The following is a 22,720-nucleotide window of genomic DNA, read 5'->3' as shown; positions in this document are numbered from 1 at the left end:
GAAACCCATCATGGCACACGCTGACGACCTCAAAAGCATTGGCCTCAAGGCCACTCTACCGCGACTGAAAGTTCTGGAACTGTTTCAACGCGGCACACAACGCCACATGACCGCCGAAGATGTGTACCGCCACATGCTGGCGCAAAACATCGACATTGGTTTAGCCACCGTCTACCGGGTGTTGCAGCAGTTTGAACAAGCCGGCATCCTCAAGCGCAGCCATTTTGAGAGTGAGCGTGCGGTGTACGAGCTCAACGAAGGCGAGCACCATGACCATTTGGTGTGCCTCGACTGTGGGCGGGTGGAAGAGTTTCACGATCCCGAGATCGAGGCCTTGCAAGTCAAAGTGGCCAAGAAGCAAGGTTTTGAGATTGCCGATCACGCGTTAAGTTTGTACGCGCATTGCCGCAAAAAAGCCTGTCCACATCGCCCAGCTGACAAAAATTCGATCAAGGGCTGATCGCTCAAGACTCCATGGCACGACGGTGGCGGGCAATGAACTCCTGGTAAGTGTCCACGCCACGCAATTGCAAAATCGAATTGCGCACGGCTGCCTCGACCAACACCGCGATGTTGCGGCCAGCGACCACTTGAATCACCACTTTGCGCACAGGCACTCCGAGCACATCCTGCGTGAGGGGCTCGTGAGGTAAGCGCTCGTAGTCACGCTCCAAGGTTTCCTTGCGCACCAAGTGCACGATGAGCTTGAGGCGCATTTTGCGACGCACCGCCGTCTCACCAAAAATGGCACGGATGTCGAGCAAGCCAATGCCACGCACTTCCAACAAGTTTTGTAACAACTCGGGGCAACGACCTTCAATGGTGGCTTGGTTGATGCGAAACAAATCCACGGCGTCATCGGCCACCAGACCATTGCCGCGTGAAATCAGCTCTAAGCCGAGCTCGCTTTTGCCCAGGCCAGACTCTCCGGTGATCATCACGCCCAAGCCCAAGATGTCCATGAAGACGCCATGCATGGACGTGCGATCGGCGAAGTGCTTGGACAAATAGGCCCGTAGCACGTCAATCACAAAGGCCGCCGACTCCCCGGTAGAAAACATGGGGATTTGTGCCCGCTCGCACATGGCCACCAACTCATCGGGGGCGGCCTGACCATCGGCCAACACCAGAAAAGGCGGTTCGAGTGTGACGATGCGTGACACTCGGCGCACGCAATCAGCCGACAAGCCTTTGGTGATGTAGGCGATTTCACGCTCGCCCAGAATTTGCACGCGGTAGGGATGGATGTAGTTGAGATACCCCACCAGATCTGCGCCTGATCGGGCAGCACGCACCGCCACTTCATCGAACCGACGCTCGGAAGCACTCAGGCCAGCGACCCACTCCCAGCGCAACTTGCCGCGAAACTCTTCAAATAAAACGTCAGCACTGATGACGGTTGGTTTCAAAACGACACCGCGTTCCAGGTAGAGATGATGCGGTGCAATTCGACCGCGTCATTGCAGGATTTGATGGTTTCGCGCAAGGCTGTGTCACTCAGCAGCTCGGCGATCTCAGACAAAATTTCCAGGTGCTTTTGGGTAGACGCCTCGGGCACCAACAAAAAAATGAGCAAGCTCACGGGCTGCTCATCGGGGGCATCAAAACCGATGGGTTGAGCCAGCTGAAACACAGCCGCCATGGGAGATTTGAGGCCTTTGATACGGCCATGCGGAATGGCCACCCCGTGGCCCAATCCGGTCGACCCCAAACGCTCGCGGGCAAACAGACTGTCCGCCACCAACGCGCGGTTCAGGCCATGCAAACCCTCAAACAAAAGCCCGGCCTCTTCAAAAGCGCGCTTTTTGCTGGTGACCTCCATGTTCACAAGCACTTGTGCAGGAGGCAAGATGGTGGCGAGTCGATTCATGATTCAGCGGCAGATTATGCACCTGCTGAAAACCCTGGGTGGAAATGAAAAAACCGCCAATGAAGTGGCGGTTTTTAATGCTTTAAGCCTAAGAACGTTTACATCAAGCGCTTAGGACTCTCATGGTGGTGGCTCTGCAAGCGGTCTTTGTGGCGCACGACTTGCCGGTCTAGCTTGTCGACCAATTCGTCCACGGCCGCATAGAGGTCTTCGTGTGCGCTTTCGGCAAACATGTCGTTGCCTTTGACGTGGATATTGCATTCGGCTTTCTGGCGGCCTTCTTTCTCTTTCTGGTTCTCAATGCTCAACAGCACCTTCACATCGACGACTTGGTCGAAATGTCGCGTGATTCGATCGAGCTTGCCGGTCACGTAACTGCGCAAGGCAGGGGTGATTTCAAGGTGGTGACCGCTGATCGTCAAATTCATAAGAGCCTCCTTTGGTGAATTGGCAGTTTCACTATGCCCTTGCATCTACAAAAAGGCAATGGGGTTAGATCAAACCAAGCAAGAAAAGATGCCCCGTAAATACCCTAGGCATTGGTGAGCAATGCCATAATTGAAGCTCTTCAACAGCGGAGCAATCTCCTTGGAAACCTACCCTAGTTGGTAGCTTTCGAGTCTTTGAAGGCCTTTGGTGCCGCCCAGATTCGAAAGCTGCTGTATTTCACACCTTCGAACTCCGGTGCACACACACCACGCCTGCCATGCTCAATATTTTCACGCTGGCCAACGGCCGTCTCTTCCAGGAAGAGATCGAGTCGCTGGAAGAACTCTCTAAATTCCAACCGATCTGGGTGGACCTTGAAGCACCCACGCTGGAAGAAAAGCGCTGGATCAAGCAGTACTACGGTCTGTCCATTCCAGAAGACGCGATGGACGAGGACATTGAAGAGTCAGCCCGTTTTTACGAAGAAGACAACGGCGAGCTGCATATCCGCAGCGACTTTCTGATCGCCGACGAAGACGAGCCACGCACGGTGCGCGTGGCGTTCATCCTGAACCAAAACAACAACGCCTTGAAAAGCCGTGGCGTGCTGTTTTCCATTCACGACGAAGACGTTCCCGTGTTTCGCCTGCTGCGCATGCGCGCACGGCGCGCCCCCGGTTTGATCGAAGACGCCAAAGAGGTGTTGCTCAAATTGTTTGACGCCGATGCCGAGTACTCCGCCGATACGCTAGAGGGCATTTACGACCAGCTCGAAAAAGCAGGCAAGCTGGTGCTGGCAGAAGACGTGACCGACGTGTTGGCCGGCGAAGTGCTGGGAGCGATTGCGCGCCAGGAAGACTTGAATGGTCGTATCCGTCGCAACGTGATGGACACCCGCCGTGCGGTGAGCTTCATGATGCGTTCGCGCATGCTCAATGCCGAGCAATTTGAAGAGGCGCGGCAAATTTTGCGCGACATCGAGTCGCTGGACAACCACACCGCGTTCTTGTTCGACAAGATCAACTTCTTGATGGACGCCACGGTGGGTTTCATCAACATCAACCAGAACAAGATCATCAAGATCTTCTCGGTGGCCAGTGTGGCGCTGCTGCCGCCCACCTTGATTGCGAGCATTTACGGCATGAACTTCCAGTACATGCCCGAGCTCAACAAAACCTGGGGCTATCCGTTTGCCCTGGCCTTGATGGTGGCCAGCGCCTTGGTGCCCATGTGGTACTTCCGCAAGCGCGGTTGGCTCAAGTAACAGCCCGCACAGGCCAGCGGCGTAGCAAGCGGTCCAACACCGCCACGCTGTAACGGCTGGCGATGTTGCGAATGAAGTTGGGAAAGTCCACATGCGCAGCATCGTCGGCACGGTCTGAGATGGTGCGCACCGCCGCCATGGGCACGCCGTAGTCATGACACACCTGGGCCATGGCCGCACACTCCATCTCGACCGCCAGTGCCTCTGGCAAACGCTGCTGCAACTCCGCGCTCTCTGCACTGCGTGACACAAACCGATCGCCACTGACCACCAACCCCTGGTGGACACGCGCCTGCTCAAAGTCGAGATCGAGCCAATCAGCGCGCGGAAGGGTTTGCATCACATCCTGCAAAGCCAAAGGCGCCGCCATGCGCAAGGCATCACGCAAGTTTGGGTCAGCCGCAAAACGGGTCATGCCTGTCAATGGCACTTCATGACGGGGGAACAAAGGCGAGGCATCCATGTCGTGTTGAACAAAGCCATCAGCAACCACCACGTCCCCCACACGCACCTGAGGCGCCAAGCCGCCAGCAACCCCGGTAAAGACGATTTGCGTCACGCCAAAGCGCTCAATCAACACCGTCGTCGTGGTCGCTGCGGCCACCTTGCCAATGCGCGAGAGCACCGCCACCACGTCGTGGCCATGCCAGTGGCCAACCCAGAACTCGCGCCCAGCCACCACGATTTTTTGCTCGTCGGGCATGCGTGCCAGCACGCCCGCCAGCTCTTCGTGCATGGCGCTGACCAGAGCCACACGGCTCATGGGTGGTCGCGCAGCTCGCGGCGCAGCACTTTGCCCACGGGCGTTTTGGGCAGGTCGGAACGGAACTCGACCAAGCGAGGATGCTTGTAGTTGGTAAGGTTGTGTTTGCAGTGGTCACGCACCGCGGCCTCGGTCAAATCAGGATCGCTTCTGACCACCACCAACTTCACCGCCTCACCCGTGCGTTCATCGGGCACACCGATGACCGCACACTCCAACACGCCGGGCAAGCTGGCCACCACGTCTTCCACCTCATTGGGATAGACGTTGAAGCCACTGACCAGAATCATGTCCTTCTTGCGATCAACGATGCGGAAAAATCCTTGCTCGTCCATCACGCCGATATCGCCTGATTTGAAAAAACCATCAGGGGTCATGACCCGTGCAGTCTCATCCGGACGCTGCCAGTAACCGGCCATCACCTGTGGCCCACGAATGGCAATTTCACCCGGCTGGCCCAAGGGCACCTCGTGCCCATCGTCATCGATGATCTTCATCTCCGTATTGGGAATGGGCACCCCAATAGAGCCGGTGTAGGCCTGGCTGGTCACAGGGTTGCAACTGGCCGATGGGCTGGTCTCAGACAAGCCATAGCCTTCGCAAATCGGACATCCCGTTTTTTCAAGCCACAGCTTGGCCACCGCAGCTTGCACGGCCGTGCCACCGCCCAGCGACACCACCAAGTGCGACCAATCCACCTTGCCGAAATCGGCATGATGGGCCAGGGCATTGAACAAGGTGTTGACGGCCGGAAAAATGTGAAAGCGCTCTTTGGCCAACTCTTTGAGCACCGCCGGCAAATCGCGCGGGTTGGGAATCAAGATGGACCGCCCACCTATGCGCATGGTGAGCATCATGTTGAGGGTGAACGCAAAGATGTGATACAGCGGTAAAGCACACACAAACGTGGTTTGTTCGTGAGCAGGAATTCGCTTCAAAGCGGGGGAGTTCCAGGCCTCTGACTGCAACACGTTGGCAACCAAGTTGCGATGCAACAGCTCCGCCCCTTTAGACACACCGGTGGTACCACCGGTGTACTGCAAAACTGCCAAATCTTCGCTGTCGACCGACGGCAAAGTCAGGGTGCACGTCTCGCCCTTGCGCAAGGCGTCATTGAAACGCACCGCATGCGGCAAGTTGAAAGCAGGCACCATTTTCTTGACGCGACGCACCACATGGTTGACCACAAAACCTTTGAACCAACCCAGGCGGTCGCCCATGGCACACAGCACCACATGCTGGACCGGCGTTTTGGCCAACGCGCGCTCCAGTGTGGCTGCAAAGTTTTCCAAAATCACAATGACTTTGGCATCCGCATCTTTGAGCTGCGCTTCTAGTTCACGCGGCGTGTACAGGGGGTTGATGTTGACCACCACATAACCCGCACGCAACACAGCCGCCACCGCCAAGGGGTACTGCAACACATTGGGCAACATGATGGCCACACGATCGCCCGTCTGCAAACCCAAGCTTTGCAGATAGGCCGCAAACACTTGGCTGAGTCGATCCAACTCGGCGTATGTCAAATCACGGCCCATGAAGTTAAACGCAGTGCGGCCACCAAAACGCGCAAAACTGTCTTGCATCAACTCCACCAGCGTGCCGTAGGCGCTGGTGTCAACATCTGCGGGCACACCTTCTGGGTAGGCGTGCAACCATGGCCTTGAACGCATGCTCACTCGACCGCCTTGACCATGTCTTCGACGACCTTTTTGGCATCTCCAAACACCATCATGGTCTTGTCCATGTAGAACAACTCGTTGTCCAAACCTGCGTAACCCGATGCCATCGAACGCTTGTTCACGATCACCGTTTTGGCTTTGAACGCTTCCAAAATTGGCATGCCATAAATGGGGCTGCCCTTTTGCAGCGCAGCAGGGTTGACCACGTCGTTGGCACCCAACACGATGGCCACATCCACTTGGCCGAACTCACCGTTGATGTCTTCCATTTCAAACACTTGGTCGTAAGGCACCTCGGCCTCGGCCAACAGCACGTTCATGTGACCGGGCATGCGACCAGCCACCGGGTGGATCGCGTACTTCACGCTGATGCCTTTGTGCATCAGCTTCTCGGCCAACTCATTCACGGCATGCTGGGCACGTGCCACAGCCAAGCCATAGCCCGGCACGATCACCACCGTCTCGGCATTGGCCAAGATGTAGGCCGCGTCATCAGCGCTGCCGCTCTTGACAGGGCGCTGCTCTTGCGCACCCGCCACAGCGGTCGAGGCCTCAGCACCGAAACCGCCCAAGATCACGCTGAAGAACGAGCGGTTCATGGCCTTGCACATGATGTAGCTCAAGATGGCCCCTGAAGAGCCCACCAAAGAACCCGCAATGATCAACATGCTGTTGTTGAGCGAAAAACCAATCCCCGCCGCAGCCCAGCCCGAATAGCTGTTGAGCATGGACACCACCACCGGCATGTCCGCACCACCAATGGGGATGATGATGAGCACGCCCATCACAAACGACAGCGCCAGCATGGCAAAAAAAGCTGGCCAGCTCTCGGTGGCCACGAACAACAGTCCCAAACCCACGGTGGTCAAGCCCAACACCAAGTTCAGCAAATGTTGCCCTGAAAAGCTCACAGGTGCGCCCTGGAAGAGCCGGAACTTGTACTTGCCCGACAACTTGCCAAACGCGATCACCGATCCACTGAAGGTGATGGCACCAATGGCCGCCCCCAAGAACAGCTCCAAGCGGTTACCCGCTGGAATAGGAAAGCGTTGCACCATCTCTGTGATCACCAAACCAGCCGACGTTTGCGCACCCGTGACCAGCTCTTGCGGCGGTGGCGTGATGCCAAATGCCCAAGGCTCGGCCACAGCAGCCACGCCAATGAACACCGCCGCCAGACCGATCATGCTGTGCATGAAGGCCACCAGCTCAGGCATCTTGGTCATCTCGACGCGTTGTGCCATCACCGTGCCAGCACCGCCACCCATCACCAAACCCAACAACACCCAGGCCATGCCCAAACCTGAGCCCGACAGCTTGACGATCAATGCGGCGGTGGTCAGCACGGCAATCGTCATGCCGGTCATGCCAAACACGTTGCCACGGATCGAGGTGGTGGGATGGCTCAGACCTTTGAGTGCTTGGATGAAACACACACTGGCCACCAGATACATCAGGGTGACCAAATTCATGCTGACAAAACCCATGTTCAAAAGACCCTCGTTCATTTGGCGGCTCCTTCAGCGGCAGGCGCCTTTTTGTCTTTTTTCTTGAACATTTCCAACATGCGTCGCGTCACCATGAAGCCACCAAACACGTTGACAGCCGCCAGCGCCACCGCCAGCACGCCCATGGTTTTGCCCAGCGTGGTTTGGGTCATGGCGGCGGCCAACATGGCGCCCACGATGACGATGGCCGAGATGGCATTGGTCACCGCCATCAGCGGCGTGTGCAGCGCTGGGGTGACCGTCCACACCACGTGGTAGCCCACATAGATGGCCAACACAAAGATGATGAGGTTGATGAGGGTGGGGGAGACTGCGTCCATTTTTTATTTCCTCAAATTCATTTCTTCACCACCGCGCCATCGCGGGTCATCAAACAAGCGGCCACGATGTCATCTTCCAAATCGATGTGCAGCACACCTTCTTTGTTGATGATCAGCTTTAAAAAGTCCAGCACATTGCGGGCGTACAGCGCGCTTGAATCTGCCGCCACCAGAGCGGGCAAATTCGTTTCACCCACCAAAGTCACGCCGTGCTTGATCACGGTCTTGCCGGCCTCGGTCAACGGGCAATTGCCATCGGTGCCTTGGGCACCTTTGCCCGCTGCAATGTCGATGATCACCGAGCCTGGCTTCATGGCTTTCACCATGTCTTCAGTCACCAACACGGGCGCGGCGCGACCTGGGATCAACGCGGTGGTGATCACCACATCGGCTTGCGCCACGCGTTTGGCCACTTCCACTTTTTGGCGTTCCAGCCAGCTGGCAGGCATGGGGCGGGCATAGCCGCCCACACCTTCTGCGGCATCTTTTTCTTCCTGAGTTTCAAACGGCACGTCGATGAACTTGGCGCCGAGCGACTCCACCTGCTCTTTCACACTGGGACGCACATCGGTGGCTTCAATCACCGCGCCCAAACGTTTGGCCGTGGCAATGGCCTGCAAGCCCGCCACACCCACGCCCAAGATGACCACACGTGCCGCCTTCACCGTGCCTGCGGCGGTCATCAGCATGGGGAAAAAACGTTGGTACTTGTCGGCGGCCAGCATCACGGCCTTGTACCCGGCAATGTTGGCCTGAGACGACAACACATCCATGCTCTGTGCGCGGGTGGTGCGGGGCGCCGCTTCCAGGGCAAAGCCTGTGGCACCCGCAGAAGCCAAGCGTTGCAAGCCTTGGGCATTGAAGGGCTCCAACATGCCCACCACGGTGCTGCCAGCCTTGATGAGCGAGGTTTCCGCCTCTGACGGCCCTCGCACTTTGAGCACCAAGTCGCAGCCCCACGCTGTCGAGGCATCGACCAGCTCGGCCCCCACGGCCGCATAGGCCGCATCGGTCACGCTGGCCGCTACGCCGGCGCCCGATTGAATGCGCACCGTATGCCCCTGCGCCATGAGTTTTTTAGCCGTCTCGGGCGTAATCGCCACACGGGTTTCACCGGCCGTCGTTTCGACGGGCACGCCTATCAGCATGAGGAACTCCTAAAGCGCGTTGTGTTGTTGTCAGACTCTCGAAAGGTTACACCAGAAACACGGCCCCGCTGACGTGGGCTTACCCGAAAGATAATGTGCACATGACTATCCGTTGGAAACCCAGTGTCACCGTGGCCGCCATCATCGAACGCGATGGACGCTACCTATTGATCGAAGAACACACGCCCGAAGGCCTGCGTTTGAACAACCCCGCCGGCCACCTCGACCCCGGTGAAGCGCCCGAAGCGGGCTGCGCACGCGAAGCGTTTGAAGAAACCACGCATCGGTTCACCCCCACCGAATTGGTGGGCATCTACATGTCACGCTTCCAACGCCCTGCACGCCAAGAACATGCCGCCGAAGACATCACCTACCTGCGCTTTGCCTACTGCGGTCTGTTGGGCGAGGTGGTGCCCGGCGCACAGCTCGACACAGGCATCGAGCGCACCCTGTGGATGACCCCCGAAGAAATTCGCGCCAACACACACCGCCTGCGCAGCCCGCTGGTGCTGCGCTGCATCGAAGACCACGCGCAAGGACAGCGCTTTCCACTGGCCACGGTCTACACCGACCCCAGCGTGGGCACCCGCGCGAAAGCATGAGCGGCATGATGAAAAAACAGCGCGTGGTAGTGGGTTTGAGTGGCGGCGTGGACTCTGCGGTCAGCGCCTACCTGCTCAAGCAACAAGGCCACGAAGTGGTCGGCATCTTCATGAAGAACTGGGAAGACGACGATGACAGCGAGTACTGCTCATCCAACGTCGACTTCGTGGACGCCGCCGCCGTGGCCGATGTGTTGGGCATTGAGATCGAGCACGTCAACTTCGCAGCTGAATACAAAGACCGCGTCTTCGCCGAATTCTTGCGTGAGTACCAGGGCGGGCGCACGCCCAACCCCGACATCTTGTGCAATGCCGAGATCAAATTCAAAGCCTTTTTGGATCATGCGTTTTCGGTAGGCGCCGACAAAATTGCCACCGGCCACTATGCTCGCGTACGTGAACTCAGCCTTCCCACAGGCAGCGAATTTCAATTGCTCAAGGGGCTCGACGCCAGCAAAGACCAAAGCTACTTTTTGCACCGTCTCAACCAGGCGCAGCTCTCCAAAACCTGGTTTCCCGTGGGTGAACTCCACAAAACCGAAGTGCGCCGCATCGCCAGCGAGATTGGTTTACCAAACGCCAAGAAAAAAGATTCCACGGGCATTTGCTTCATTGGCGAGCGTCCCTTCAGAGAGTTCCTCAACCGCTACATTGCCAACGCACCCGGGCCCATCAAAGACGAACGGGGCCGCAAGCTCGGTACCCACGTGGGCTTGAGCTTTTACACCTTGGGTCAACGCCAGGGCTTAGGGATAGGCGGTATCAAAGACAAAGGTGCTCAACGCGGCAGCGGTGAACACGCGCCGTGGTTTGTGGCACGCAAAGACCTGGCCCACAACACCTTGTACGTGGTGCAAGGCCACGACCATCCGTGGTTGTTGTCAGGACAGCTCACTGCCGATGACTTGAGCTGGTGCGCGCCCACGGCGCCAGCCCCAGGACGCTACGCGGCCAAAACGCGCTACCGCCAAAGCGACGCGCCATGCACCTTGCACTACAACGACAAAGGCGAGCTTGCGCTCGCCTTTGATGAACCTCAGTGGGCCGTCACACCCGGTCAATCCGCAGTGTTGTATGACGGCGATGTGTGTTTGGGCGGCGGGGTCATCGCCAGCGCTGCAGCACTGGACAACGCCCACACCTGAAGTACCGCGGCTGACTGCTACTTACTTGGCAGCTTCAGCCTTTTTAGCGGCTTTCTTTTCTTTCGCCTCTACCTGCTTGGCTTCAGACTTGCCTTTGTGTTCGGCTTTGGCTGCAGAAGCAGGGGTGGCGGGTGTCGCGGGCATCACCGCTGGAGTAGCCGGTGTTGCAGGCATCGCAGGTGTTGGCGTGGCCGCAAAAGCAGCGGCAGAGAAAGCACCCACGATCAAAGAGGCAATCAGCTTGTTCATAAAGTTTCCTTCCGGTTGTTGAACATCTCCAGTGATCTGGAGTGCAACTACAACGAAAAGAAAGTGACGCCTGTTGACGCAAATATTTAATTATTTACGTCAACGCTTTGCAACACATCGCGTTGCGTCAGCCTCAATCCAGCTTGATGTTGGCATGCCGAATCGCTTGCCCCCACTTGGCAGAGTCCGACTTCAAAAACGCACTGAACTCAACAGGCGTCATCGACTTGAGCTCACCACCATACGAACGCCACTTGTCTGCCAGCACTTGGTTTTGCGTCGTCGCCTTTTGCATCGCTGCTGACAGCTTGTCCACGATTGCTGCGGGTGTGCCTGCCGGTGCAAACAAACCAATCCAAGCTGTCGGGGTGTAGTCGGGCAAACCGGCTTCTGCAAAGGTAGGCACATCTGGGAAATTGGGGTGGCGTGTTTTACCAGTCAACGCCAACACCTTGAGCTTGCCTGCACGCACATTGCCCAAGGCCACCGGCAAGGCATCAAACATCAGTTGCACCTGTCCGCCCACCAAATCGGTGTAAGGACTGCTGGTGTTGTAAGGCACGAACTTGATCTTGGTATTCGAGCCAGCACCAAACCACTCACCCGCCAAGTGCGAATAACTGCCAATGCCAGAGGTGGCCGCCGTCATGCTCTCAGGCTGAGCTTTCAACTGAGCCATCAATTCGCGCGCCGAGTTTTGTGTCACGCTGGGGTTGGCGATCAAGGCTGTATTGAGCAAACCCGCCAGACTGATGGGCACAAAGTCACGCTCTGCGTTGTAGGGCACCTTGCTGTAGAGGTGCGGCACCACCGACATCGACGAGGTCAAGCCCATCACCAAGGTGTAGCCATCGGGAGCTGCTTTGGCCGCCGCTTCCATGCCAATCATGCTTGAGGCACCCGGGCGGTTTTCCACCACCACGGCCTGGCCCAAGACCTTGCTCAACTCCAACGCGATCTCGCGCGTGTTGGCGTCCGGGCCTGTGCCGATGGGCACGGGCGCAATGATGCGTATCGGCTTGCTGGGGTAGTCCTGCGCCTGCACAGCCGTCATCCCTAAAAGGGCACAGCAGACAGCAACAAGGCGGGTATGACGGCTGATGAATGTCATGTGTAATTTCTCCAATATTCGCGTTGAAAGGCTTGATTTTTACAAAACACATCATAAAATGCATTCACTTTGTCAGATTATGATAATTTGATGTGTTTTTTAGGTGTTTACCCGAGGATTCCATGACCCACAACCCGCTTCTCCAAGATCAAGGCGCTTTGGTCTTCAGCCACATGGGCTTTTATGTCGAAGACCTCGCGCGCATGACCCAGTTCTACACACAGGTCATGGGGTTCACCCAAACCGACCACGGCGACTTAGGCCCCGTGCAATTGGTATTCCTGAGCCGCGACCCGACCGAACACCACCAAGTCGTGCTGGCCACAGGACGGCCCGACAACCTCAACTTCAACCTCATCAACCAACTGTCCTTTCGGGTCCGTGACGTCGCCACCCTGCGCTCCGTGCGTGACCACGCGCTGCAAACCGAAGGCGTGCACGACATGCAATGCGCCACCCACGGCAATGCCGTCTCCATTTATTTCCGCGACCCAGAAGGCAACCGCATCGAGGTGTTCTTAGACACCCCCTGGTACTGCGAACAGCCGCTGCGCGAAGTCATTGATTTGGACCAACCCGATGAAGCCATCATGGCGCGTGCCGAAGCCATTGCCAAAAGCCGTCCCAAGTTTCAAAGCCGTGCCACATGGCAAGCCGAGATGGCCCGCCGCATGGGCTATGTGAAGGATTGAGCCATGGTGTTTGACGTCGCAATCATGGGCTATGGCCCAGCAGGCGCAACCCTGGCCAACTTGCTGGGTCAGGCAGGCCTGTCAGTGGTGGTGTTTGAAAAAGACGCCGAGATTTACCCCTTGCCGCGTGCCATTCACTTCGACGGTGAAGTCATGCGCGTGTTTCAAGCCATCGGTTTGCGTGCCGAGATGGAAGCCATCTCGCGCCCCGGCATGAAGGGCATGCACTTTGTCAACGCCGCCAACGACACCTTGCTCATCCGTGGCGGCACAGCGGCACTGGGGCCGCATGGCTGTGCCAACAACCACTACTTTCACCAACCCGAGTTGGAGCATGTGCTGCGCGATGGCGTGACACGCTTTGCATCTGTGTCGGTGCGTTTGCAACACCTCGTCACCGAGCTGCACGAGCAGGCCGACCACATCGACCTGCACGTCACCGACCTGCGCAACCAACAGCCGCACATCGTGCAAGCCCGCTACGTGGTGGGTTGCGACGGGGCCCGTTCACTCGCGCGCAAACTGCTCAACTGCACCACCCGCGATTTAGGACTGCACCAACCTTGGCTGGTGTTCGACGTGCTTCTCAAACCTGGCGCCCCCGAGTTGCCCGACCACACCGTGCAACTGTGTGACCCACAGCGGCCCATGACCTACTGCAACGTCACCGGCAACCGACGTCGCTGGGAGATCATGCTCATGCCCGGAGACGACACCGCCGAGCTGGTCAAACCAGAAAATCTCTGGCCCTTGGTGAGCCGTTGGGTTCAACCGGAGCACGCCAACATCGAGCGTGCCGTGATCTACACCTTCCACTCCATCATCGCCCAAGGCTGGCGCCAAGGTCGCCTCATGATCGCGGGCGACGCCGCACACCAAACACCGCCCTTCTTGGGTCAAGGCATGTGTGCAGCCATCCGCGATGTGTCCAACCTGGCCTGGAAACTCCAAGCTGTGGTGCACGGCACCGCCAGCGATACCTTGCTCGACAGCTACGAGTCTGAGCGCGCGCCCCATGTGGCCGAGTTCATCGAACTGGCGGTGCGCTTGGGCGACATCATCCAAACCACCGACCCCGAACAAGCGCGCCTGCGTGATGCCAAATTCCGCAACGGAGGTGAGCCAGAAATATTCCAGTTTCCGGCCCCACGTTTGGGTGCCGGCATCTTGAGCAATGGCCCGGCCCCAGTCGGTCAACCCTTCCCGCAACCGCAACTGGCCAATGGCTACTGGCTCGACGAGCTTGTGGGCAACCACTTCGCCGTCATCGCAGATGCCGAGGTGCTGGCCGAGGTCTCCGAGGCCACCCGCCAAGCCTGGAGCACTTGGCAAGCCAGCGTGCTGGACGCCAGCGACCCCACACTGGCCATCTGGCTTAGCGCCCATCAGGCCGCAGCCGTGGTGGTGCGCCCAGACCGCTATGTGTTGGGCCTGGCCCACACCAGCGCCGCGCTAGACGCCCTGACACGCGACTGGCTGCCCACACAGGCCGTGGCAGAAAGCGCCACGTGACCGACAAAGCCTTCTCTAGCCTGGCGCGCATGCTGGGCGTGCTCGACTTGTTCACCGAAAAACACCCCGTGTGGTCAGCAGAGGCTGTGGCCGAAGCATTGGAAGTGTCCATCCCCACGGCCTACCGCTACGTCAAGCTCTTGGTGGCGTCCGGCTTGCTGCAACGCTCGGCCGAATCGCAGTACAGCCTGGGGCCGCGCATCATCGTGCTCGACCACTTCATCCGCGCCGGAGACCCGGTGCTGCAACACGCCATCCCTTTCATGCAAGAGTTGGTCGAGACCACCGGCTTTGATTGCGTCCTCTCCGGTCTGTACGGCCAGCAAGTGCTCGACACCCACCGCGAATACGGCAAAACACCAGCCGACTTAGGCTACGGACGGGGTCGTCCGCGCCCGTTGTTTTTAGGCGGCGCGCCCAAAGTCATCTTGTCGTGTTTCACACCCACCGCCTTGCACAAAGTGTTTGACCAGCGGCGCGATGAAATTGCCCAAGCTGGCTTGCCCACCGAGTGGCCCGCCTTTCGCAAGTACTACAGCAACATCCGCAAGACCGGCCATTACCTGTCGCTGGGCGAGCTCGAGCCCAACCTGGCCGCACTCGCAGCCCCTTTGCAAAAAGCCGACGGCACCGTGCTGGGTGCCATCTCGCTGGTCACCACCGTGCAACGCATGGCGGTGATCGATGCGCCCAAGCTGGCGGCACTGGTCATGCGTTGCGCAGGCGACATCGCAATCCGTGTACCCTAGCCCCAAAATTTTTTGACCCGAAAGGACCCTTCCCGTGAAATTGATCAGCTTTTTGCTCCACAACACCCCGAGCTACGGCATCGTCCAAGGCGATGACGTGCTCAACCTCACGCCCATCTTGGGCGCACAAGCCCCTGACCTGAAAAGCCTGATCGCCAACAACATGTTGGACCAAGCCGCCAAGGCCCTGGCCAACCACAAGCCTGACTTGAAATTTGCTGACCTGCACCTGCTGCCTGTCATCACCAACCCCAACAAAATTGTGTGCGTCGGCCTGAACTACGCCGACCACGTGCGCGAAACCGGCCGTGAACTGACCGAAAGCCCTGCGCTGTTCTTGCGCGTGAGCGAGTCACAAGTGGGCCACGGCCAAAACATCGTGCGTCCTCCTGAATCGCACCGCCTCGACTACGAAGGTGAAATTGCCGTGGTCATCGGCAAAGGCGGTCGCCGCATCAGCGAAGCAGACTCTTGGAGCCACATCGCTGGCTACTCTTGCTACAACGACGGCTCCATCCGTGACTGGCAAGTCAGCACCACCCAATGGACCGCAGGCAAAAACTTCTGGCGCACCGGTGGCTTTGGCCCCTGGATGGTCACGGCTGACGAAATCAAGCCTGACCAAAAGATGACCCTCATCACGCGCTTGAACGGCCAAGAGCTGCAACGCGCCACCACCGACATGATGATCCACAGCATCCCACGTCAAATCGCCTACATCTCCACTTTCATCCCGCTTGAGGCAGGCGACGTGATCGTCACCGGCACTCCTGGCGGCGTGGGCAACAAGCGTTCACCCCAGGTCTTCATGAAGCCCGGTGACGTGGTGGAAATCGAAGTCGACGCCGTGGGCATCTTGCGCAACGGCATCGTGGACGACGTGGCGGCCTAAACCTCCAGCGCCCAAGAAAAAAGCCCAGCAGGATGCTGGGCTTGGACCGCCAAATCCACGCCTGCGGGCGTGGATTTTTTCATGGGGACATCAAAACGGAATGTCGTCGTCCATGTCGTCAAAGCCACCCTTGGCAGGTGCCGCTTGGCGCTGTGGCGCAGCAGCGGGTGCCGCCTGACGGGGTGCGGCTGCGGGGCGGCTGTAGCCACCATCTTCGCCACCACCACCACCGGGGTTGCCCATGCCTTCACGGCCACCCAAGAGTTGCAGCTCGGTGGCAATGATGTCCACGGTGTTCTTCTCCACGCCGGTGGTCTTGTCGGTGTACACACCGTACTTCAGGCGACCTTCCACGTAAATGGGGCGGCCTTTTTTCACGTACTCGCCAGCGATTTCAGCCAAGCGGTCGTAAAACGTGACGCGGTGCCACTGGGTGTCTTCGATCATCTCACCCGAGTTTTTGTCTTTGCGACGGCTGGATGTGGCGACGCTCACATTGGCCACGGCTTGGCCGCTGGGCAAATAACGCACTTCGGGGTCGCGGCCGCAGTTGCCGACGAGAATGACTTTGTTGACGGATGCCATGGGTAAATTCCTCCAGAGATAGACAGATTATGGGGCCTGGCTCAACCCGCTTGACGACCAGGGGCCACCATCGACCACGCTACGGCCAACCACAACAGCATCAACGCAGCGCAAGTCAAAAACAAACCTTGTGTGCCATGGCTTTTGACCAACTGCCCCCCCATCCAACCGCCCGCAAAAAAGCCCAGCGATTGCAAGGTGTTGTACACCCCCATGGCCGCGCCACGCGAGGGCGCGGGTGCTAAGCGCGAGGCCAAGCTCGGTTGTGTGGCCTCCAGCACATTGAAGCCACAAAAGAAAGCAAACAACAGCCACGCCAGCACTGTGAGCGTGGGTGCGCCCGAAGCAACCCACAAAAACACAACTTGAACCACCGCAATCACACCAATCGCCGTCAAAAACGCGGCCCGCAAATACCCTCGACGCTCGGCCGCAAACACGCCGCCCATCACCACAAACGAGGCCAGCACAGCCGGCAAATACACCTGCCAGTGGTGGTCTTTGTCCAAGCCGGCTTGCACCAACAAGGCGGGCACCGCCACCCACATGGCCAGTTGTACCGCGTGCAGCACAAACACCCCCACATTCAAGCGCAGCAGCGCAGGCATGGCCAGCACTTGGCGCAAGCCGCCACGTGCGGCGTCTTTGTGCAACACAGGTTCAGGCGGCACCGACCAAATCACCACCGCAGCACCCAGCACCGCCAACAGCGCCGTCAAAGCAAACAAGCCGGACAAACCGATCCACCCCGCCAGCAGCGGCGACAGCACCAGCGACAAAGCAAACATCAACCCAATGCTGGCCCCCACCAAGGCCATGGCCTTGGTGCGCACGTTGTCACGCGTCAAGTCAGCCAGCAAGGCCGTCACCGCTGCCGATACCGCGCCTGCACCTTGCAGCGCACGCCCCGCCAGCAAGCCATACAGCGTGTCTGCCGAAGCCGCCCACAGGCTGCCCAAAGCGAACACCAACAAACCCAGCACGATCACACGCTTGCGCCCAAAGCGGTCTGAGGCCACGCCAAACGGAATTTGCAGCAGCCCTTGCGTCAGGCCATACATGCCCATGGCCAAACCAATCAGCGCCGGGTCGTCACCCCCGGGGTATTTGCGCGCTTCCAGGGCAAACACCGGCAACACCAAAAACAAGCCCAGCATGCGCAAGGCAAAAATCGACGCCAAAGTGCCGCTGGCGCGGCGCTCGGTGGGCGTCATGGAGGGGCTGAGGTCGGGAAGGGAAGCGGGGGTTATGTCGGTTGTCACAGCAGGAATTGTCCTGCATTCCTAAATGTCGTCAGGGGCAAGACGAGCGCTTGGTTTTTCTTGATCAGACCGCTTGCGGCCAATTGATTGGTGGCTTGCGGTAATTGGCTTTTTGAGCTTGGATGCGTAAGGATTTTTGCGTGCTTTCAGTTTGACGAGGTTGTATTCAGGTTTCATATCAGCCCCCTTGATAAAACGCGCTGCGTTTTGGTTCTCGCGATAGCCAGATCAATCGCATGTACCTGGCCCGCCTTCATTTCTTTGACCGATTTCAACAACTCGCTCGCGAGGTCACGTCTTGCTTCATAGGCTTGAAGGGCGACAGCTTTTAAAGGTTTTTTATTCCTCAAGGGCATGACGAATTCCCCTTCGGGGTTTTCACTTGAATGTCCCTCAGGTCTTTTGTCAATCATTGGCATCTTTTACTACTTGCGCCAAATAGAGGCAGTCGCCTTGCGGTTGGAAATCACAGTTTTCAAAAGATAACTGTTAACTCAAAGCCTTTCGGTGTCTGCAAAGAAACCGTGCTGCACCCGCTGTGCATAAGCCACCAAATTTGTGTGCGACTTGGCCCTTGCCAACAGCGGTGTATCAAAGTGCTCGCACAGACATGCCAGCACAAACGCGCCCGCACTTGCGTCTGCCGCGCAAGGTGTTGACCCACCCAACCAATCGGCGTCACCCAATACCTGCGCCAGCGCATCAATATCGCGACAGGCCAGTTGCGTAATTTCTGCCTCGGTGTGTCGCCCTAGCCCTTGAGCGTGCAGCATGTTGCGTGACTTGTTTCGCGTGGCGGCACGAATGAACGGACGAATCAACACGGGGACTTTGTTGAAAAAAGTGGCCGGGCCTTTGTTGAAGTTTTCATCCACCATCCAACGGAAATACACCACCGCGAAATACAGATGCTCTTCGCACATTTTTTCCACCGCCCACGTCACACCCTTTTGCTGCGGGGTGAGATGCGCGTCGAAATCAAGGCCATACTTTTGCTCAAGGTGAAAACGAATCAAAGTGGAATCGGCCACAGTAACGCCATCGTCCACCAGGTAAGGGCGCTTGCCTTTGGGGCCGTGCTTGGGGCCACCCACATACACACTGGCGGTGAAAGGTTGGTCCGACAACTTCAACAGCATCATCGCCTTCGCCACGAAAGGGCTGGAGTCTGGTTGGCCAAAGGCAGGGCCGAATGTGTGGAGGGTGATCATGGGGTGCTAGTTTTTTTGGGGTATGTTGATTATTTCTCTGGAGTTGACAGATTAGGTCTCGCTGAACGTGAGCTTGATCTTGGGCCATGCATTCTTGAATTCCTCAACCTCGTAAGCTCCAGGCTCAATCCAGTAGGATGCTTTGCCGTCTTTCTCCGCCTTGTGTGTTCGGTCAAGTACTTCTGTTTGGCTCAGTACGTACGCGACCGGAGTTGTAGCGATTCGGGTAACGACGATCCAGTAGTCACCCATGACCTTACTGAGTGATGTACCGACAGGCACCGCACTTCGCTTACTGAGACTCTTGACTTGGATTCCCAGATACGCACTCGCGTCTCCGTTATAGGCGACAACATCAATTCCTCTGGCGTTGCGAGCGGTTGGCATCACGTTCCAGCCAAGCAGAGAGAGCTGGAAGCATACATAGTACAACCCAACGTTACCAACGATCTGAGGCTTGAGTGACAGCTTTGAAGGCGGGGGATTTTGCATTGTTGGACCTAAGTTTGATGTAACCAACAAATCAGCAAAATGATCAACGCCCTTCAATCCATACAAAAAGTCTCGCATCAAGCCGCCCATCCATAGCCAGCCAAGCCCAAACACCCGCCACCCACTATCATGGCGGGTTGCCCTTTGATTGACTCACCTGTGAACGCACCCACCGACGGCACCTACTTGGGCCAGGCCATGAACAGCCCCTCCGCCATGCGAAACATCAGCATTCGCGGCGCGCGCACGCACAACCTCAAAAACATCGACCTCGACATTCCGCGCAACCAACTGGTGGTGATCACCGGTTTGTCGGGTTCGGGCAAATCGAGTTTGGCGTTTGACACCTTGTACGCCGAGGGCCAGCGCCGCTACGTGGAAAGCCTCTCGGCCTACGCCCGTCAGTTCTTGGGCCGCTTGGACAAACCCGATGTCGACCTGATTGAAGGCCTGTCACCCGCCATCAGCATTGAGCAAAAAGCTACCAGCCACAACCCACGTTCCACCGTGGGCACGGTGACCGAAATTCACGACTACCTGCGCCTGCTGTTTGCCCGTGCTGGCACCCCGTACTGCCCCGACCACAACCTGGCGCTGCAAGCGCAAAGCGTGTCGCAAATGGTGGATGCGGTGATGGCCCTGCCCGAAGACACCAAGCTCATGCTGTTGGCCCCACTGGCGCGTGACCGCAAAGGCGAATACACCGACGTGTTTGCCAATCTGCAAGCGCAGGGCTATGTGCGCTTTCGTGTGGGTGGCCAAGTGTTTGAGTACGACGACCTGCCGCAGCTCAAGAAAACCGAGAAGCACGACATCGACGTGGTGATTGACCGCATCAAGGTGCGCCACGAAGCCCCGGCCACCCCGCAAGTCGCCACCGCACCCAGCATCGGCGCCGTGGCGGTGACCGCCCCACCACCCGGTTTGCGTCAACGCCTGGCCGAGAGCTTTGAAGCCGCGCTGCGCCTGGCCGAAGGCCGCGCCATTGCGCTGGAGATGGACACCGGGGTGGAGCACAGCTTCAACGCCAAGTTCGCTTGCCCGCAGTGCAGCTACTCCATCAGCGAGTTGGAGCCTCGCCTCTTCTCGTTCAACTCACCGGTGGGCGCGTGCCCGGCGTGCGACGGCTTGGGCCACCAAGACTTCTTCGACCCCGCCCGTGTGGTGGCCTTCCCCTCGCTCAGCTTGGGCAGTGGTGCCATCAAAGGTTGGGACCGCCGCAACGCACACTACTTCACGCTGCTCGAGAGCTTGGCCAAGCACTACAAGTTTGACCTCGATGCCGCGTTTGAAAACCTCAGCCCCGAAGTGCAACAGGTGTTGCTGTACGGCTCGGGCGACGAAGAAATCAAGTTCAACTACAGCTTGGACAACGGCAGCGGCAAAAAGCTCAGCAAGAAACACCCGTTCGAGGGCATCTTGGTCAACATGGAGCGCCGCTACCGCGAGACCGACTCGGTGGTGGTGCGCGAAGACCTGGCGCGCTACCGTGGCAGCCGCGCCTGCACCAGCTGCGGTGGCACGCGCTTGCGGCGCGAAGCACGCAACGTGCGCATTGGCGAAGGCGCGCAAATGCGCGGCATCTTCGACATCAGCCACAGCACCTTGGGCGAATGCTTTGGCTACTTCAACACCCTCAAACTCCAAGGTGCCAAGGCTGAAATTGCCGACAAGGTGGTGCGCGAAATCGCCTCACGCCTGAAGTTCTTGAACGATGTGGGCCTGACCTACTTGAGCTTAGACCGCAGCGCCGACACGCTGTCTGGCGGCGAGGCGCAACGCATTCGCCTGGCCTCGCAAATTGGCTCGGGCCTGACGGGTGTGATGTACGTGCTCGACGAGCCCAGCATTGGCTTGCACCAGCGCGACAACGACCGCCTGATCGACACCCTCAAACACCTGCGCGACATTGGCAACAGCGTGTTGGTGGTGGAGCACGACGAAGACATGATCCGTGCCGCCGACTACTGTGTGGACATGGGCCCCGGCGCTGGCGTGCATGGCGGCGCGGTGATGGCGCAAGGCACACCCGCCGAGATAGAGGCCAACCCTGCCTCTCTCACCGGGCGCTACCTGGCACAAGCCCTGCGCATCGAGGTGCCCACCCAGCGTCACGCCTTTTTGCCTGTGCCCGCTGATCAACTGGCCGCACAACGCCTGCTCGACAAGCAAGCCTGCAAAGACCAAGTCATTCGCATCACCGGCGCGCGCGGCAACAACCTCAAACATGTCAACGTGGATGTGCCGGTGGGCTTGCTCACCTGCGTCACGGGCGTGTCGGGCTCGGGCAAATCCACGCTGGTCAACGACACGCTGTACACCGCAGCCGCGCACACCATCCACCGCGCGCACGAAGAGCCCGCTGCCCACGACGAGATCACCGGGCTCGACTACTTCGACAAAGTCATCAACGTCGACCAATCCCCCATTGGCCGCACCCCGCGCAGCAACCCCGCCACCTACACCGGCTTGTTCACCCCCATTCGCGAGCTGATGGCCGAAGTACCTTCGGCACGCGAGCGTGGCTATGGCCCGGGACGCTTCAGCTTCAACGTGGCCGCTGGCTCAGGCGGCGGGCGCTGCGAAGCCTGCCAGGGCGACGGCATGGTCAAGGTGGAGATGCACTTTTTGCCCGATGTATACGTGCCTTGTGACGTGTGCCACGGCCTGCGCTACAACCGAGAAACGCTGGAGGTCATGTACAAGGGCAAAAACATTGCGCAAATCTTGGACCTCACGGTTGAGGCCGCACTGAGCTTCTTCAACGCCGTGCCCAACATCGCCCGCAAGCTGCAAACCCTGATGGATGTGGGCCTGTCCTACCTGCAACTCGGCCAAGCCGCCACCACCCTCTCGGGTGGTGAAGCACAGCGCGTGAAACTTGCCCTGGAGTTGAGCAAGCGCGACACCGGGCGCACGCTCTACATCCTGGACGAGCCCACCACCGGCCTGCACTTTGCCGACATTGACTTGCTGTTGAAAGTGCTGCAACACCTGCGCGATGCGGGCAACACCATCGTCATCATCGAGCACAACCTGGACGTCATCAAAACCGCCGACTGGCTCATCGACATGGGGCCTGAAGGCGGCAGTGGCGGTGGCCAAGTGGTGGGCGTGGGCACGCCCGAGCAATTGGCCGACAACCCGGCCAGTTTTACCGGGCGTTACCTGAAGCGTTTGCTGGGCTGACCGCCGCCATGGCAGCACTCAAAGAAGAAGCCACGCCCTGCACCC

General features: G+C 58.4%; 25 protein-coding genes. 9 read left to right on the top strand and 16 right to left on the bottom strand.

Annotation, left to right across the window (positions count from 1 at the left end; translation table 11 throughout):
• Window positions 1–10 precede the first annotated feature (10 nt).
• A complete protein-coding gene (fur, locus tag B9Z41_RS12215) occupies window positions 11–460 on the top strand; it encodes a ferric iron uptake transcriptional regulator (protein ID WP_100147346.1) in 450 nt (149 codons plus the stop codon).
• Between the two features lie 4 nt (window positions 461–464).
• Here fur and hprK read toward each other — a convergent pair whose 3' ends face one another.
• The 3 genes from hprK to hpf all read right to left on the bottom strand — a co-directional run bounded on the left by hprK (window position 465) and on the right by hpf (window position 2,298).
• Window positions 465–1,409 carry an HPr(Ser) kinase/phosphatase gene (hprK, locus tag B9Z41_RS12210; RefSeq protein WP_100147345.1) on the bottom strand — a complete coding sequence of 315 codons (945 nt, stop codon included), beginning with the start codon at window positions 1,407–1,409 and terminating at the stop codon, window positions 465–467.
• Window positions 1,406–1,870: a PTS sugar transporter subunit IIA gene (locus B9Z41_RS12205; protein ID WP_100147344.1), complete on the bottom strand. Its 465-nt coding sequence runs from the start codon at window positions 1,868–1,870 to the stop codon at window positions 1,406–1,408. The genes hprK and B9Z41_RS12205 overlap by 4 nt, the downstream gene beginning before the upstream one ends.
• A 98-nt stretch (window positions 1,871–1,968) precedes the next feature.
• Window positions 1,969–2,298 (bottom strand): ribosome hibernation-promoting factor, HPF/YfiA family, encoded by a 330-nt coding sequence (gene hpf, locus B9Z41_RS12200; RefSeq protein WP_100147343.1) that lies wholly within the window; start codon window positions 2,296–2,298, stop codon window positions 1,969–1,971.
• A gap of 278 nt (window positions 2,299–2,576) precedes the next feature.
• On the opposite strand from hpf, the gene corA reads away from it, so the two are divergent.
• Window positions 2,577–3,563 carry a magnesium/cobalt transporter CorA gene (corA, locus tag B9Z41_RS12195; protein WP_100147342.1) on the top strand — a complete coding sequence of 329 codons (987 nt, stop codon included), beginning with the start codon at window positions 2,577–2,579 and terminating at the stop codon, window positions 3,561–3,563.
• Here corA and B9Z41_RS12190 read toward each other — a convergent pair.
• Genes B9Z41_RS12190 through B9Z41_RS12170 form a run of 5 tightly spaced genes read right to left on the bottom strand, consistent with a single transcriptional unit; the run spans window position 3,556 to window position 8,984 of the window.
• Window positions 3,556–4,326: a 5'-methylthioadenosine/adenosylhomocysteine nucleosidase gene (locus tag B9Z41_RS12190; RefSeq protein ID WP_100147341.1), complete on the bottom strand. Its 771-nt coding sequence runs from the start codon at window positions 4,324–4,326 to the stop codon at window positions 3,556–3,558. The two genes, corA and B9Z41_RS12190, sit on opposite strands and share 8 nt — an antisense overlap.
• Window positions 4,323–5,999 carry a long-chain-fatty-acid--CoA ligase gene (locus B9Z41_RS12185; RefSeq protein ID WP_100147340.1) on the bottom strand — a complete coding sequence of 559 codons (1,677 nt, stop codon included), beginning with the start codon at window positions 5,997–5,999 and terminating at the stop codon, window positions 4,323–4,325. Before B9Z41_RS12185 ends, B9Z41_RS12190 begins: the two co-directional genes overlap by 4 nt.
• A 2-nt stretch (window positions 6,000–6,001) precedes the next feature.
• Window positions 6,002–7,516, bottom strand: coding sequence for an NAD(P)(+) transhydrogenase (Re/Si-specific) subunit beta (locus B9Z41_RS12180; protein ID WP_233202663.1), 1,515 nt, complete (start codon window positions 7,514–7,516; stop codon window positions 6,002–6,004).
• Window positions 7,513–7,836, bottom strand: coding sequence for an NAD(P) transhydrogenase subunit alpha (locus B9Z41_RS12175; RefSeq protein ID WP_100147338.1), 324 nt, complete (start codon window positions 7,834–7,836; stop codon window positions 7,513–7,515). The genes B9Z41_RS12180 and B9Z41_RS12175 overlap by 4 nt, the downstream gene beginning before the upstream one ends.
• 17 nt (window positions 7,837–7,853) lie before the next feature.
• A complete protein-coding gene (locus B9Z41_RS12170) occupies window positions 7,854–8,984 on the bottom strand; it encodes a Re/Si-specific NAD(P)(+) transhydrogenase subunit alpha (RefSeq protein ID WP_100147337.1) in 1,131 nt (376 codons plus the stop codon).
• A 101-nt stretch (window positions 8,985–9,085) separates the two neighbouring features.
• On the opposite strand from B9Z41_RS12170, the gene B9Z41_RS12165 reads away from it, so the two are divergent.
• A complete protein-coding gene (locus B9Z41_RS12165) occupies window positions 9,086–9,586 on the top strand; it encodes an NUDIX hydrolase (RefSeq protein ID WP_100147336.1) in 501 nt (166 codons plus the stop codon).
• Window positions 9,587–9,594: 8 nt separating this feature from the next.
• The gene (mnmA, locus tag B9Z41_RS12160; protein WP_100147397.1) at window positions 9,595–10,731 is read left to right on the top strand and encodes a tRNA 2-thiouridine(34) synthase MnmA; all 1,137 of its coding nucleotides are present in this window, start codon (window positions 9,595–9,597) and stop codon (window positions 10,729–10,731) included.
• A gap of 21 nt (window positions 10,732–10,752) precedes the next feature.
• Here mnmA and B9Z41_RS12155 read toward each other — a convergent pair whose 3' ends face one another.
• Both B9Z41_RS12155 and B9Z41_RS12150 read right to left on the bottom strand, forming a co-directional pair.
• The gene (locus tag B9Z41_RS12155; protein ID WP_100147335.1) at window positions 10,753–10,980 is read right to left on the bottom strand and encodes a hypothetical protein; all 228 of its coding nucleotides are present in this window, start codon (window positions 10,978–10,980) and stop codon (window positions 10,753–10,755) included.
• Between the two features lie 133 nt (window positions 10,981–11,113).
• The gene (locus B9Z41_RS12150; protein ID WP_100147334.1) at window positions 11,114–12,091 is read right to left on the bottom strand and encodes a tripartite tricarboxylate transporter substrate binding protein; all 978 of its coding nucleotides are present in this window, start codon (window positions 12,089–12,091) and stop codon (window positions 11,114–11,116) included.
• Between the two features lie 122 nt (window positions 12,092–12,213).
• Here B9Z41_RS12150 and B9Z41_RS12145 point away from each other — a divergent pair, with 122 nt between their 5' ends.
• The 4 genes from B9Z41_RS12145 to B9Z41_RS12130 are packed head-to-tail and all read left to right on the top strand — an operon-like array spanning window position 12,214 to window position 15,936.
• Window positions 12,214–12,783: a VOC family protein gene (locus B9Z41_RS12145; protein WP_100147333.1), complete on the top strand. Its 570-nt coding sequence runs from the start codon at window positions 12,214–12,216 to the stop codon at window positions 12,781–12,783.
• Window positions 12,784–12,786: 3 nt separating this feature from the next.
• Window positions 12,787–14,295 carry a bifunctional 3-(3-hydroxy-phenyl)propionate/3-hydroxycinnamic acid hydroxylase gene (locus B9Z41_RS12140; RefSeq protein WP_100147332.1) on the top strand — a complete coding sequence of 503 codons (1,509 nt, stop codon included), beginning with the start codon at window positions 12,787–12,789 and terminating at the stop codon, window positions 14,293–14,295.
• Window positions 14,292–15,044 (top strand): IclR family transcriptional regulator, encoded by a 753-nt coding sequence (locus B9Z41_RS12135; RefSeq protein ID WP_100147331.1) that lies wholly within the window; start codon window positions 14,292–14,294, stop codon window positions 15,042–15,044. The genes B9Z41_RS12140 and B9Z41_RS12135 overlap by 4 nt, the downstream gene beginning before the upstream one ends.
• Window positions 15,045–15,078: 34 nt before the next feature.
• Complete coding sequence (locus tag B9Z41_RS12130; protein ID WP_100147330.1) at window positions 15,079–15,936, top strand: fumarylacetoacetate hydrolase family protein; 858 nt, start codon at window positions 15,079–15,081, stop codon at window positions 15,934–15,936.
• Window positions 15,937–16,026: 90 nt separating this feature from the next.
• Here B9Z41_RS12130 and ssb read toward each other — a convergent pair whose 3' ends face one another.
• From ssb to B9Z41_RS12100, 6 genes are all read right to left on the bottom strand, one after another.
• Complete coding sequence (gene ssb, locus B9Z41_RS12125) at window positions 16,027–16,521, bottom strand: single-stranded DNA-binding protein (protein WP_100147329.1); 495 nt, start codon at window positions 16,519–16,521, stop codon at window positions 16,027–16,029.
• Between the two features lie 41 nt (window positions 16,522–16,562).
• On the bottom strand, window positions 16,563–17,735 hold the full coding sequence (locus tag B9Z41_RS12120) for an MFS transporter (protein WP_100147328.1): 1,173 nt from the start codon (window positions 17,733–17,735) through the stop codon (window positions 16,563–16,565).
• 69 nt (window positions 17,736–17,804) lie between these two features.
• A complete protein-coding gene (locus B9Z41_RS17225; protein WP_233202661.1) occupies window positions 17,805–17,960 on the bottom strand; it encodes a hypothetical protein in 156 nt (51 codons plus the stop codon).
• Window positions 17,957–18,202, bottom strand: coding sequence for a hypothetical protein (locus B9Z41_RS12110; protein ID WP_143474201.1), 246 nt, complete (start codon window positions 18,200–18,202; stop codon window positions 17,957–17,959). Before B9Z41_RS12110 ends, B9Z41_RS17225 begins: the two co-directional genes overlap by 4 nt.
• Window positions 18,203–18,277: 75 nt before the next feature.
• Window positions 18,278–18,994, bottom strand: a complete 717-nt coding sequence (locus B9Z41_RS12105; RefSeq protein ID WP_100147326.1) for a glutathione S-transferase family protein — start codon at window positions 18,992–18,994, stop codon at window positions 18,278–18,280.
• A 51-nt stretch (window positions 18,995–19,045) separates the two neighbouring features.
• On the bottom strand, window positions 19,046–19,486 hold the full coding sequence (locus B9Z41_RS12100) for a hypothetical protein (protein WP_233202659.1): 441 nt from the start codon (window positions 19,484–19,486) through the stop codon (window positions 19,046–19,048).
• A 216-nt stretch (window positions 19,487–19,702) separates the two neighbouring features.
• Between B9Z41_RS12100 and uvrA the strand changes: the two genes are divergently transcribed.
• The gene (gene uvrA / locus B9Z41_RS12095) at window positions 19,703–22,675 is read left to right on the top strand and encodes an excinuclease ABC subunit UvrA (RefSeq protein ID WP_304441799.1); all 2,973 of its coding nucleotides are present in this window, start codon (window positions 19,703–19,705) and stop codon (window positions 22,673–22,675) included.
• The last annotated feature ends 45 nt before the right edge of the window (window positions 22,676–22,720 follow it).

It is taken from the genome of Limnohabitans sp. JirII-31 (assembly GCF_002778315.1).
Classification (GTDB): domain Bacteria; phylum Pseudomonadota; class Gammaproteobacteria; order Burkholderiales; family Burkholderiaceae_C; genus Limnohabitans.
The sequence above is the reverse complement of the archived record's forward strand: the minus strand, read 5'-3'. Positions and strand labels throughout refer to the sequence as shown.